Here is a 13,159-nt window from a genome sequence, read left to right on the forward strand (position 1 = left end):
GTTTTTGCAGCTCCTTGGGGGCCTAGAGGGCCTGGCAGAAAGTGGGAAGAAGGTCGGCGGGCGCTCCGGCGGGGCAGGCGTCGAAGGTGAACACGACGAGGGTGCCGAGCACGATCAGGATGACCACGGCGGCGAGGATCGCCGACTTGAGGATGCCGCGGCTGACGCGGGTCGTGGCGTAGTCGTTCACGAGGGTGCGCATGCCGTTGCCGCCGTGGATCAGGGCGAGCCAGAGCATCGACACGTCCCACCACTGCCAGAACGGGTTGGTCAGCTTGCCGGCGACGAAGGCGAAGTTCAGCGCGCTGACGCCCTCGCCCACCATCAGGTTCACGAAGAGGTGACCGAAGATCAGCACGACCAGCACAACGCCGGAGACGCGCATGTAGATCCAGCCCCACTTCTCCCAGTTCACACCGTTTTTACGCGGGGCGCGGGCGTAGGGGCTGCGGGGGGCGGCGAGTGTCGATGTCATGATCGTCTCCTCCTAGTGGCTGAACACATTGATGAGGTGGCGGGGCAGGAAGCCGATCATGGTGATCACCCAGAGCCCGATCACGACGTAGAACAGCACTCGCTGGTACTTCGCGTTCCAAAAGTCGATGGCGATGATGCGCAGGCCGTTGAAGGCGTGGAACACGATCGCGCCGACCAGGCCGGCCTCGCCCAGGCCCATAATGGGGGTCTGATACTGGCTGATCACGGCGTTGTAGGCCTCGGGGCTGACCCGCACGAGAGCGGTGTCGAGGATGTGCACGAGGAGGAAGAAGAAGATCGCCACCCCGGTGATCCGGTGCAACACCCAGGACCACATGCCCTCACGGCCACGGTAGAGCGTTCCGGCCGGGCGACGCGAGGTCGTCTTCCGCTGAGCTGTCAGGGCCCCTGCCGAATTCTGTGGCATGACCAACCCTCCCTGGCTGAGTCGTGACCCCTGCGAACGAGGTGTCATCGTTGAACAAACACGTACCCTCATTCTATGTCTCGATGACGACACAAGTCTGGTTAGGGCTGCCTAAGCCGCGGGTTGCCCGCCGCGATGACCAGAGGCTTTGGGCCCTGTCAGGTGAATGGATGTGCGTTCAACGGCGCTGGGCCACCGGCACCAGGGTTTCTGCCCGGCGGGCGAGGCTCTCGTCGATGACCTGCTGGTAGTAGTCGAACAGGGTGGCGCAGACGTTCTCCCAGCTGCGACCGAGCACGGCGCGCCGGCCCGCCTCGCCCATACGGTGCCGCAGCGGGGCATCCGTCACGAGCGCGGCCACGTGCCGGCGCAGGTCCCGTTCGTCGTCGGGGGTGAAGAGGAAGCCGTCGGTGCCGTGCTCGACGAGGTCGATCGGGCCGCCGGCGCGAGGCGCCACGACGGGCAGGCCCGCCGCGTGCGCCTCCTGCAGGGTCTGGCCGAAGGTCTCCTCGGTGCCGGCGTGCAGGAACAGGTCGAAGCTGGCGTAGGCCGCGGCGAGCTCGGCGCCGGCGAGCCGGCCGAGCCAGGTGACCGGCAGGCCGGCCAGGGCACGGGTCACCAGGGGAGTGGACGGTCCGTCGCCGACCAGGGCGATGCTGATTCCGGCCAGGCCGCGGAGGGCCCGGAACCTCTCCACCTGCTTCTCCGGGGCGATCCGGCCGACGTAGCCGACCACCACCTCGCCGTTCGGGGCCAGCCGCCGCCGCAACGCCGCCACCTCAGGGTCCCGCCGGTTGTTGGGGTGGTAGCCGTCCAGGTCCACGCCGCGGGTCCACCGGTCCAGGCGCTGCACGCCGATGCGGCGCAGGTCCCGCATCGACGCCGTCGAGGGCACCAGGGTGAGGTCGGCACCGTCGTGCACCCACTTCACGAACCGCCAGGCCAGCTTGCTGGCCTGGCCGAGGTGGTTGCGGCTGGCGTAGCCGGCCACATCCGTCTGGAATACGGCGACGCTCGGCACGCCCAGCCGCCGGGCGGAGGCGATGCCCTGCGCGCCGAGCAGGAACGGCGACGCGGCGTGCAGCACGTCGGGCTGGAAGTCGGACAGGAGCCCCAACACCCTCGGGTTCGGCAGGCCCACCGGGAACTGCCGGTAGGACAGCACAGGCACGGTGTGCACCGGAAAACCCGCGAACGACGCCGGGGCGCCGGCCGGAGCGATCACCAGCGCATCGTGGCCCTGGCGGCGCAATTCGCCGAGCACTTTGCAGACGCTCGTGGTGACCCCGCTGACCGTGGGGAGGAAGCTTTCGCTGACGACGGCAACCCTCATGCCGCCAGAGTAGGCAGAGCGCACATCCGTGCGGTGAACCCTGGATGAACACGGCGGAGGGACCGGTAGTCTGGCCGAATGTCCCACTCCAGCGCTGCCCTCGACCGCTTCTACAGTGTGATCCCCGCCGGCGGGATCGGCTCACGGCTCTGGCCGCTGTCGCGCGCCGACGCGCCCAAGTTCCTGCACGACCTCACCGGCAGCGGGCAGACGCTGCTCCGCGCCACCTGGGACCGGCTGGCCCCGCTCTCCGGCGACCAGCGCATCATGGTCGTCACCGGGCGGGCGCACCGGGCCGCTGTCGAGGAACAGCTGCCGGAACTGGCCGACCTCAATGTGGTCCTGGAGAGCGAACCTCGGGATTCCTCTGCCGCCATCGGCCTGGCCGCCGCGATCCTTGAACGCCGTGAACCCGGCGTGATCATCGGCTCGTTCGCCGCCGACCACGTGATCAAGGGCCCCGCGGCCTTCCGCCAGGCCGTCGTCGAGGCGATCGCCGCCGCCGACACCGGCCTCATCGTCACCATCGGCATCCAGCCCACCGAGCCGGCGATCGGCTTCGGCTATATCAAGACCGGCGCGAACCTGAGCATCCCCGGCGCCCCGAGCGCCCAGTCGGTCAACTCGTTCGTGGAGAAGCCCAGCCCGGCCACCGCCAAGCGGTACCTCTCCAGCGGCCAATACCTGTGGAACGCGGGCATGTTCATCGCCCGCGCCGACCGGCTGCTCGAGGAGATCGGTGCGTCCGAGCCGGAACTGCTCGCCGGCCTGCTCGAACTGGCGGAGGCCTGGGACACCCCGCGCCGTGGTGCCGTGGTCGACCAGGTCTGGCCCAAGCTCAAGAAGATCGCCATTGACTACACCGTCGCCGAGCCGGTCGCCGCGAAGGGCGGCCTGGCCGTGATCCCCGGCCAGTTCGACTGGGATGATGTGGGGGACTTCGCGTCGATCGCCAAGATCCACGCCAACGGCCGCAAGCGGGACCTGGCGATTCTCGGCGAGGGTGCCAGGGTGCTCGCGGACTCCTCCAGCGGCATCGTTGTCAGCCACACGAAGCGCATGATCGCGCTGATCGGTGTGGACGACATCGTGGTGGTCGACACCCCCGACGCGCTGCTGGTGACCACCAGCGCCAACGCCCAGAAGGTCAAGGCCGTCGTCGACGCCCTTCGGCTGTCGGGCAGCTCCGACGTTCTGTAGCCGACGAGCGGGCAGAGCCGCGAGGCTTTCTCAGGAATAGGCCCGGTAGATGACTATTTGTGTCGTCCGGATTTCCGGAAATGTCGCGGCTTGATAACCTTTTGGCTACAGTGTCGGTTTGCTCATCTGAGCAGGGCCTATCTGAGTAACGTGTACTCCATATAGCAGCCCGTGCGATCCCACGCCGGGCCTCATCTGGAGGTCAATCTTGACAATCACGACCCGCAAGGCAACGCTCGGCGGCCTTGCCTCACTCGGCGTTCTCGCTTTGCTCGCGGCGTGTGCGCCGGCCCCCACCGACGACGCCGGCTCCAACGACGCCGCATCGGACTTCCTGCCCTGCGTCGTCTCCGACTTCGGCGGCTTCGACGACAAGTCGTTCAACCAGTCCAGCTTTGAGGGTATCTCCCAGGCTTCCGAGGAGCTCGGTGTTGAGTTCAAGCAGGCCGAGTCCACCTCCGAAGACCAGTACTCCGGCAACGTGACCAGCATGGTCGACCAGGGGTGCAACTTCATCCTCACCGTCGGCTTCGCCCTGGCCAACGCCACCCGCGACGCTGCGCAGGCCAACCCCGATATCGACTTCGCGATCATCGACTCCGCCCTCTCCAACGACGACTTCAGCCCGCTGACGCTCGACAACGTGAAGCCGGTCCTCTACGACACCGCGCAGGCCGCGTTCCTGGCCGGCTACCTGGCTGCAGGCACCACCAAGACCGGCACCGTCGGCACCTTCGGTGGCATGCAGTTTCCGTCCGTCACCATTTTCATGGACGGTTTCGCCGACGGTATTGCGTACTACAACACCGAAAAGAGCACCGACGTCAAGCTCACCGGCTGGTCGAAGGACACCCAGGAGGGCCTGTTCGCCGGTGGCTTCGATGACATCAGCGCGGGCAAGACGCTCAGCCAGGGCCTGATCGACGCCGGTGCGGACATCATCCTCCCGGTCGCCGGCCCGCTCTTCCAGGGCACCGCGCAGGCCATCACCGAGTCCGGCAAGGACGTTGCCATCGTCGGAGTCGACAGCGACCTGTTCGAGACCACGCCCGAGTTCGCGGCGCTGTACCTGACCTCCATCATGAAGTCGATGACGGACGCCACCGACCAGATCATCACCGACGCGGCCGGGGGCGACTTCTCCTCCGACCCGTACGTCGGAACCCTCGAGAACGACGGCGTCAGCCTGGCCCCGCTGCACGACTGGGAGTCCAAGGTCGACCCGGCCCTGGTCACCGAGCTGGACGACCTCAAGGCCGCGATCATCAGCGGCGAGATCGTTGTGACCAGCGACGCGACGCCCAAGTAACCCGTCGCCGGGAGCACCACACCGGTAACACCGCACAGCACTAACGCGCAATCAGCACTACCGCACAGCAGTACCGCAACGGGGAGGCCAACGACACGTTGGCCTCCCCATTTCGTTGTGCGTCATACTCCCGGCAGGCGCGCAGCCGGGCAGCATCTCAATAGAATCGAAGACTATGAAGCTCGAACTTCGCGGCATTACGAAGAGATTCGGTGCCCTGGTTGCCAATGACGACATCAACCTCACCATCGAGGAGGGAGAGATCCATGCCTTGCTCGGCGAGAACGGAGCCGGCAAGTCAACGTTGATGAACGTGCTCTACGGCCTCTACCGGGCCGAAGAGGGCGAGATTCTGCTCGATGACGTGCCTCAGCGCTTCGCCGGCCCCGGCGACGCCATGAACGCCGGCATCGGCATGGTGCACCAGCACTTCATGCTGATTCCCGTGTTCACGGTTGCCGAGAACGTGATGCTCGGCCACGAGCAGACTCGAGTCGGCGGAACCCTCGACCTCGCGGCCGCACGCGCCCGAGTGCGCGAGATCTCCGACCGGTTCGGGTTCGACGTCGATCCCGACGCCCTGGTCGAGAACCTCCCCGTCGGTGTTCAGCAACGGGTGGAGATCATCAAGGCTCTCTCCCGCGACGCGAAGGTGCTCGTCTTCGACGAACCCACCGCCGTGCTCACCCCGCAGGAAACCGACGAGCTGATGAACATCATGCGCCAGCTCAAAGCCGCGGGCACCTCCATCGTCTTCATCACCCACAAGCTGCGCGAGGTGCGAGCGGTCGCCGACCGGATCACCGTCATCCGGCTGGGCAAGGTCGTCGGTGACGCGCCGCCGACCGCGAGCAACGAAGAACTCGCCACCCTGATGGTGGGCCGCGCGGTCGACCTCACCGTGGACAAGGCGCCCGCCGCCCCCGGCGCGCCCGCGCTGGTCGTCACGAATCTCACCGTGATCGACGCCCTGGGCCAGGTGCTGGTCAACGATGTCAGTTTCGACGTCAAGGTCGGCGAGATCCTCGCCATCGCCGGCGTTCAGGGCAACGGGCAAACCGAGCTGACCGAGGCCCTGATGGGCCTGCAGCCCCGCGTCGTGGGCGACATCACCCTGGATGGCAAGTCCCTGCGCGGCCATTCCGTGCGTCAGGTGCTCGATGCCGGGGTCGGCTTCGTGCCTGAGGACCGCACCAGAGACGGTCTGGTCGGTGCGTTCACCATCGCTGAGAACCTGATGCTGGACCGCTCCAACAAGCTTCCTTTTGTCAAGCGTTTCAACGTGCAGCTGGCCTTCCTCGCCGATTTCGCTCGCACCAAGGTCAAGGAATTCGACGTGCGGTCCCAGGGCATCGAGACGCCGGTCGGCCGGCTCTCCGGCGGAAACCAGCAGAAAGTTGTCCTCGCTCGCGAACTCAGCCGTGACCTGCGGCTCTTCGTCGCAGCGCAGCCCACCCGCGGCCTCGACGTCGGCTCGATCGAATTCGTGCACGAACGCATCGTGGCCACCCGTGACGCCGGTACGCCGGTGATCGTGATCTCCACCGAACTCGACGAGGTCGCCGCCCTCGCCGACCGGATCATGGTGATGTACCGCGGCCGCATTGTCGGCATCGTCCCCGGCGACACCCCCCGATCCGTTCTGGGTCTCATGATGGCGGGCGAAACCCCCGCAGAAGGAGTCGCAGCATGAGCGCCGCTCAGCAGCCGACCGTGACCCCGACCACGGTCACCGAGCCCGACGAACCGTCGCGCTGGCACGGTATTTTCCGCGAGATCACCACCGGAAACGCGATCATCTCAGTGCTCGCCGTGGTGCTCGCCCTGCTCGTTGGCGCCGTGATGATCGCGCTGACCAACCCGAACGTACAGGAGAGCGCCGGCTACTTCTTCTCCCGGCCGGGCGATATGCTCTTCGCCGTCTGGGACGCGGTGTCCGGAGCGTACTCGGCCCTGTTCCAGGGCTCGGTGTACAACTTCCGCCGGCCCAGCTTCGCCGACGGCATCAAGCCGTTCACCGAGACCCTCACCTACGCCACCCCGCTGATCGCGGCAGGCCTGGGCGTCGCGCTCGGTTTTCGGGTGGGCCTGTTCAATATCGGCGGCCGCGGTCAGATGCTCATCGCCGCGACCCTTGGCGGCTGGGTCGCCTTCGCGCTGGAGCTGCCGGCCGGTATCCACATGATCGCCGCTCTCATCGCCGGTGTGCTCGGCGGCGCTCTCTGGGGCGGACTGGTCGGCCTGCTCAAGGCCCGCACCGGGGCGCACGAGGTGATCACCACGATCATGCTCAACTATGTGGCGTTCTATCTGGTCAGCTTCCTGTTGCGCGACGGATTCCTCAGGACCCCCGGCTCGAACAACCCGAAGAGCCCGGCCACGAAAGACACCGCGGTCTTCTTCGACCTGCTCGGCCCGAACTACAACCTGCACTTCGGCTTCATCCTGGTGATCGGCGCCACGGTGTTCACCTGGTGGTTGCTCAGCCGCTCCAACCTGGGCTTCAAGTTCCGTGCCGTCGGTGAGAACCCGAACGCGGCCAAGGTCGCCGGCATCAGCGTGCAGCGCATGTACGTCTACGCGATGCTGTTCTCCGGCGGGCTCGTCGGCCTGGCCGGCATCAACCAGGTGCTCGGCACCACGACCAGCGGTTTCGGCGCCGGCATCGACTCGGGGATCGGCTTCGACGCCATCACCGTGGCGCTGCTCGGCCGGTCCAAGCCGTGGGGCGTGTTCGCGGCGGGCATCCTGTTCGGCGCGTTCAAGGCGGGCAGCTTCTCGATGCAGGCCGCCGAGGGCGTGCCCATCGACATCGTGCTCGTCGTGCAGTCGCTCATCGTGCTCTTCATCGCCGCGCCGCCGCTGGTGCGCGCGATCTTCAGGCTCCCCGCCCCCGGGGCACCCCGCCGCAGACCGCTCCCCAACGTGACCCAGGAGGTGGCGGCGAAATGAGCACCATCGCGCCAGTGAACCAGCCCACCCAGCCCACCGGCCCCGACGAGGGCCCGGCGACCACGGTGATCAAGAGCTGGAAGGTCCCGATCATCCTCGGCATCTTCACGATCCTCGGTTTCCTGCTGATGGTGGTCTTCGGCCGCACCGGCACCAGCACCATGGTGCTCTCTACCTCCAGCGACCTGATCCAGCTGCCCGACGTGCTGCTGCCCACCCTGCCGACCGGCATCGTGATCAGCATCATCCTGGCCGCCATCACCGGGGTCAGCACCTGGATGGTGCAAACCCGCCGCAAGGTGCCGCTCTGGCTGATCTCCGTGTTCGCGGTGCTGCTGCTCATCGGGTTCCTCACCTGGGCCTCCGCCGACGAACGCATCCCGGTGCCCGGGCTGCTGTTCGGCTCGCTGAGCCTGGCCGTGCCGCTGATCTTCGGTGCCCTCGGTGGTGTCATCTCCGAGCGCGTCGGCGTGGTCAACGTGGCGATCGAGGGCCAGCTGCTGGCCGGCGCGTTCACCTCCGCGATCGTCGCCTCCATCACCCAGCAGCCGCTGCTCGGCTTGCTCGCCGCGATGGTGGCCGGCGTGCTGGTCTCCTTCGTTCTCGCGGCGTTCTCGATCAAGTACTTCGTCGACCAGGTCATCGTCGGTGTGGTGTTGAACGTGCTCGTCACCGGCCTCACCGGGTTCCTGTTCTCCGAGGTGCTCGCCCCGAACGCGGCCGCCCTCAACCAGCCTCCCAAGTTCGAGCGCATCAACATCCCGCTGCTCAGCGAGATCCCGATCATCGGTCCGGTGCTTTTCCGGCAGACCCTGATCGTCTACATCATGTACATCGCCGTCGCCGCGGTGTACTACGGCATCTTCCACACCAAGTGGGGCCTCCGTCTTCGCGCCGTGGGCGAGCACCCGCAGGCCGCAGACACCGTGGGTATCAACGTCACCGGCACCCGGTTCTGGAACGTCTCCCTCGCGGGCGCCGTCGCCGGTCTCGGTGGCGCGTACTTCACGCTGGGTTCGGTGGGCGCGTTCGGCAAGGAGATGACGGCCGGTGCCGGCTTCATCGCCCTGGCGGCGGTGATCTTCGGCCGGTGGGACCCGATCAGGGCCACCCTCGCGGCGCTGCTGTTCGGCTTCGCCAGCAACCTGCAGAACGTGCTGAGCATCATCGGGTCCCCGGTACCCAGCGAGTTCATGCTGATGCTGCCCTACCTGGTCACCATCTTCGCCGTGGCCGGCCTGGTGGGCCAGTCCAGGGGCCCGGCGGCATCCGGCAAACCATACATAAAATCGTGATGGAGACCATAGTGACCACCCATGACGTGACCCCGACCTCCGGCGACATCGACTGGGGCATGCTGCGCACCGCGGCCGCCGAGGCGATGACCCACGCCTACGTGCCGTACTCGAAGTTCCCGGTCGGGGCCGCCGCCCTCGTCACCGACGGCCGGGTGATCAGCGGGTGCAACGTGGAGAACGCCTCCTACGGCCTCACCCTGTGCGCAGAATGCGCGCTGGTGTCGGTGCTGCACCTCACCGGCGGCGGCCAGCTCGTCGCGTTCAGCTGCGTCGACGGCAACGGCAACACGCTGATGCCGTGCGGGCGCTGCCGCCAACTGCTCTACGAACACTCGGCACCAGGCATGCTGTTGGAGACCGTCTCCGGCGTGCGCACCATCGACGAGGTCCTGCCGGACGCCTTCGGGCCCCGCCAACTCGCCGCCTACAGGGAAGACAACTCATGAGCTCCACCCCCACCCGCACCATCGAGGCCTTCGACGCCGTCGACCTGATCCACGCCAAGCGTGACAAGGGCGAGCTGTCCACGCCGCAGATCGACTGGCTGATCGACGCGTACACCCGCGGTTACGTCGGCGACGAGCAGATGGCCGCGATGACCATGGCGATCTTCCTCAACGGCATGTCCCGCCGGGAGATCCGCGACATGACCATGGCCATGATCAACTCCGGCGAACGGATGAGCTTCGATCGGCTGGGCAAACCGACCACCGACAAGCACTCCACCGGCGGTGTCGGCGACAAGATCACCCTGCCGCTGATGCCCCTCGTGGCGGTTTTCGGCGCCGCGGTGCCGCAGCTCTCCGGCCGCGGCCTCGGCCACACCGGCGGCACCCTGGACAAGCTCGAGTCCATCCCGGGCTGGCGCGCCAACCTCAGCAACGAAGAGATGTTCCAGCAGCTGCAGGATGTCGGCGGTGTCATCTCCGCCGCCGGCAGCGGCCTGGCGCCGGCCGACGGCAAGCTCTACGCCCTCCGTGACATCACCGGCACGGTCGAGGCGATCCCGCTGATCGCCTCGTCGATCATGTCCAAGAAGATCGCCGAGGGCACCAGTGCGCTGGTGCTCGACGTCAAATTCGGCTCCGGCGCGTTCCTGAAGGACATCGAGCGCTCCCGCGAACTGGCCCGCACCATGGTCGCGCTCGGTGAGGACGCCGGGGTGGCGACATCCGCTCTGCTGACCAATATGAACGTGCCGCTCGGCCTGGCCATCGGCAACGCCAACGAGGTGCGCGAATCCCTCGAGGTGCTCGCCGGCGGCGGCCCCGCCGACGTGGTGGAGCTCACCGTGGCGTTGGCCCGCGAGATGCTGGCCCTGGTCGGCATCGTCGACGTGGATGTGGAGGCGGCCCTGAAAGACGGCCGTGCGATGGACAAGTGGAACGCGGTCATCCGCGCCCAGGGCGGCGACCCGACCGCGCCGATGCCCGTGGCGAAGGAGACCCTCACGGTGCTCGCCGACCGCGACGGCGTGCTCGTGGAGCAGCAGGCGCTGCCGTTCGGCATCGGCGCCTGGCGCCTCGGCGCCGGCCGGGCCCGCAAGCAGGACCCCGTGCAGCATGCCGCGGGCATCGACCTGCACGCCAAGCCCGGCGACACCGTGCGGAAGGGCGAGCCGCTGTTCACCCTCAGCGCCGACGAGCCGGAGCGCTTCAGTCGGGCCCTCGAAGCCGTCGAGGGCGCCTGGCGCATCGGCGATCCCGGTGAGCCGATCCTCGACGGCGGCCCCCTGATCGCCGAGCGCATCGGCAACTAGCTCCCCCTCGCCCCTCGCGAGAAGTCACTTGGGGCTAGTGCTCGGCTTCGCGACTGCCCTCAACTGCCCTCTCGCGCCATCACCATTTCGCGAGAGGGCAGTTGGGGCCAGTGTGCGCGCCAAGAACTAGCCCCAACTGCCCTCTCGCGGTGGTGTTCTTCGAGTGGGGCTACGGGCGCCAGCCTCTGGCGCGCAGGGCCTCGTCCAGGCGGGCCAGCACCTCGGCTGGGTGCGTCGCCTTCGTGGCCCGGATGACTCGCCAGCCGTCGGCGGCGAGGTCGTCGAGACGTTCCACGTCCCTGGCATACTGGGCGTCGTCAGTGCGATGCTGTTCACCGTCGTACTCGACAAGGATCTTGTACTTCAGGTAGACGAGGTCTCCTCGTGCACCTTTGCGTCCCGGTCGCAGGGGCAGCGTGACGTTCGTGTCGGGTTCGGGGAAGCCGGCCCGCACCACCATCAGGCGCAGATAGGTCTCCCGCCTCGACTCCACCCGGGGCCGCACCAGCTCCATGGCTTCGCGCAGCCGCTGTACTCCTCGACGGCCGGCCCTGTCCGCGACAGCGGCCGCGAGCTCGGACCTGGCGGCCGGCGGAACGAGTTTTGCCAGGAGGAAATCACCCACCGCGATGAGGTCGTCCAGGCCGAGGCTGAGGGCCAGATCGCACCAAGTGGTCACCGGGTCGGTCGTCGTGAGTCCGTTGACGATCCACAGGCCGGGGCGCTGGTGCACTGTATGCCCGACAACACCCCTCATCCGCAGCGCGCGTTCGGGGACAAGCACGCTCACATGGAGCCGGGGGTCGTTCTCCAGCCGCGGCGGCAGCGGAAACCCGAGCAGACGCGCCGCCGTCGCATGGCTGAAGAAGTGCCCGGCGGGCATCCGTGCGGCATAGGCGCGGATCAGCCCGCCCGTCTCTGCCCGGCTGCCTGCAGCGGCCCGCACACCACGGAACGGGGTCTCCAAGTCCCGGGCTCTGGTGCGATTTCGGTTGACGCCCACCGCGCGGGCCTCTGCCAGCGTGAAACCGTCCAGCGGGAGGTCGCGGGGGAGCTCCGATCGACGAGACATCCCAGCACCGTGCCAGATTCCGTTCGTCCGCGTCAGAGTTATCCACCAGCACCCCTTCCAAATGGCGCGAGAAGGCAGTTGGGACTGGTCCGGGGCGCAGAGACTGGCCGCAAGTGCCTTCTCGCTAGGGGGCGGATGTGGCGGCGTCGGGACGCGCACGGCGGCGGAGCGATAGATTGGGGGAGTGAATACCAGCTCCGAGGATTACCTGTTGCCCGGCAGCGGCGTCAGCATCAACGCCCTGCCCAAAGTGTCCCTGCACGACCACCTCGACGGCGGGCTGCGGCCGGCCACGATTCTCGAGCTGGCCGCGGATATCGGCCTCGAGTTGCCCGCGACCACCGAGGCCGGACTCGCGGACTGGTTCGTCGGCCAGGCCACCTCCGGTTCGCTCGTGGACTACATCAAGACCTTCGACATCACCGTTGCCGTCATGCAGACCCATGACGCCCTCGTGCGGGTGGCCAGGGAATTCGTCGAAGATCTCGCCCTGGACGGCGTGATCTACGGTGAGGTGCGCTGGGCGCCCGAGCAGCACCTCGCCGGCGGCCTCAGCCTCGACCAGGCCGTCGACGCCGTGCAGGAGGGCATCACGGCCGGCATCGACCGGGTCGCCCAGGCCGGCATCAGCATCAAGATCGGCCAGCTGATCACCGCGATGCGGCACGCCGACCGGTCGCTCGAGGTCGCCGAACTCGCCGTGCGGCACCGCGACCTCGGCGTGGTCGGGTTCGACATCGCCGGAGCGGAAGAGGGCTTTCCCGCCGCGAACCACACCGCCGCATTCGACTATCTGGCCCGGAACCTCTTCCCGGTCACCGTGCACGCCGGCGAGGCCGACGGGCTGGACAGCATCCGCGGCGCCTTGTTCGACGGCCGCGCGCTGCGCCTGGGCCACGGGGTGCGCCTGGCCGAAGACATCGAAATCGGCCGGGAGGACCAGGAGAACACCTACGTCACCCTCGGCCCGCTGGCCCAGTGGGTGCGCGACCGGGAGATCCCGCTGGAGCTCAGCCCCTCGTCGAACCTGCAGACCGGCGCAATCGCCGCGTGGGGCGATGACATCCTCGACCACCCGTTCGACCTGCTCTACCAGCTCGGCTTCCGGGTCACCGTCAACACCGACAACCGGCTGATGAGTGCCACCAGCCTCAGCCGTGAGCTGGCGCTGCTCACGGATGCCTTCGGCTACGACCTCGACGACCTCGAGGCCCTGCAGCTCAACGCGGCCTCCGCGGCTTTCCTGCCGCTGGAGGAGCGCGAAGAGCTCGCCGACGCCATCGTCGCCGGTTTTTCCAACACCTGACCCGTCGAAGCCCACGACAGAAAGCT

The 13,159-nt window shown here is 67.6% G+C and carries 12 protein-coding genes; 8 read left to right on the forward strand and 4 right to left on the reverse strand.

The annotated features are described in order from the left end of the window. Positions 1 to 22 precede the first annotated feature (22 nt). The 3 genes from BJQ95_RS02575 to BJQ95_RS02585 form a co-directional block, all read right to left on the reverse strand. On the reverse strand, positions 23 to 475 hold the full coding sequence (locus tag BJQ95_RS02575; protein ID WP_130176025.1) for a succinate dehydrogenase hydrophobic membrane anchor subunit: 453 nt from the start codon (positions 473 to 475) through the stop codon (positions 23 to 25). A 12-nt stretch (positions 476 to 487) separates the two neighbouring features. After that, positions 488 to 904 carry a succinate dehydrogenase, cytochrome b556 subunit gene (gene sdhC, locus BJQ95_RS02580; protein WP_130176024.1) on the reverse strand — a complete coding sequence of 139 codons (417 nt, stop codon included), beginning with the start codon at positions 902 to 904 and terminating at the stop codon, positions 488 to 490. A 178-nt stretch (positions 905 to 1,082) separates the two neighbouring features. Continuing rightward, positions 1,083 to 2,237: a glycosyltransferase family 1 protein gene (locus BJQ95_RS02585; protein ID WP_130176023.1), complete on the reverse strand. Its 1,155-nt coding sequence runs from the start codon at positions 2,235 to 2,237 to the stop codon at positions 1,083 to 1,085. 78 nt (positions 2,238 to 2,315) lie between these two features. On the opposite strand from BJQ95_RS02585, the gene BJQ95_RS02590 reads away from it, so the two are divergent. The 7 genes from BJQ95_RS02590 to BJQ95_RS02620 all read left to right on the forward strand — a co-directional run bounded on the left by BJQ95_RS02590 (position 2,316) and on the right by BJQ95_RS02620 (position 10,755). Beyond that, entirely contained in the window at positions 2,316 to 3,437 is a 1,122-nt protein-coding gene (locus BJQ95_RS02590; protein ID WP_130176022.1) for a mannose-1-phosphate guanylyltransferase, read from the forward strand. 208 nt (positions 3,438 to 3,645) lie between these two features. Continuing rightward, the gene (locus BJQ95_RS02595; protein ID WP_130176021.1) at positions 3,646 to 4,746 is read left to right on the forward strand and encodes a BMP family protein; all 1,101 of its coding nucleotides are present in this window, start codon (positions 3,646 to 3,648) and stop codon (positions 4,744 to 4,746) included. 175 nt (positions 4,747 to 4,921) lie between these two features. Beyond that, on the forward strand, positions 4,922 to 6,439 hold the full coding sequence (locus BJQ95_RS02600; RefSeq protein ID WP_130176020.1) for an ABC transporter ATP-binding protein: 1,518 nt from the start codon (positions 4,922 to 4,924) through the stop codon (positions 6,437 to 6,439). Further along, positions 6,436 to 7,698, forward strand: coding sequence for an ABC transporter permease (locus BJQ95_RS02605; RefSeq protein ID WP_130176019.1), 1,263 nt, complete (start codon positions 6,436 to 6,438; stop codon positions 7,696 to 7,698). The genes BJQ95_RS02600 and BJQ95_RS02605 overlap by 4 nt, the downstream gene beginning before the upstream one ends. After that, complete coding sequence (locus tag BJQ95_RS02610) at positions 7,695 to 8,993, forward strand: ABC transporter permease (RefSeq protein WP_130176018.1); 1,299 nt, start codon at positions 7,695 to 7,697, stop codon at positions 8,991 to 8,993. The genes BJQ95_RS02605 and BJQ95_RS02610 overlap by 4 nt, the downstream gene beginning before the upstream one ends. A gap of 59 nt (positions 8,994 to 9,052) precedes the next feature. Continuing rightward, complete coding sequence (locus BJQ95_RS02615; protein WP_240694553.1) at positions 9,053 to 9,442, forward strand: cytidine deaminase; 390 nt, start codon at positions 9,053 to 9,055, stop codon at positions 9,440 to 9,442. After that, complete coding sequence (locus BJQ95_RS02620) at positions 9,439 to 10,755, forward strand: thymidine phosphorylase (RefSeq protein ID WP_130176016.1); 1,317 nt, start codon at positions 9,439 to 9,441, stop codon at positions 10,753 to 10,755. Before BJQ95_RS02615 ends, BJQ95_RS02620 begins: the two co-directional genes overlap by 4 nt. Positions 10,756 to 10,924: 169 nt before the next feature. Here the strand turns inward: BJQ95_RS02620 and BJQ95_RS02625 are convergent, their stop codons facing one another. Beyond that, the gene (locus BJQ95_RS02625) at positions 10,925 to 11,827 is read right to left on the reverse strand and encodes a DUF559 domain-containing protein (RefSeq protein ID WP_240694551.1); all 903 of its coding nucleotides are present in this window, start codon (positions 11,825 to 11,827) and stop codon (positions 10,925 to 10,927) included. Between the two features lie 184 nt (positions 11,828 to 12,011). On the opposite strand from BJQ95_RS02625, the gene BJQ95_RS02630 reads away from it, so the two are divergent. After that, on the forward strand, positions 12,012 to 13,133 hold the full coding sequence (locus BJQ95_RS02630) for an adenosine deaminase (protein WP_130176015.1): 1,122 nt from the start codon (positions 12,012 to 12,014) through the stop codon (positions 13,131 to 13,133). Positions 13,134 to 13,159: the final 26 nt, after the last annotated feature.

Source organism: Cryobacterium sp. SO1 (assembly GCF_004210215.2).
In the GTDB taxonomy this organism is placed as follows: domain Bacteria; phylum Actinomycetota; class Actinomycetes; order Actinomycetales; family Microbacteriaceae; genus Cryobacterium.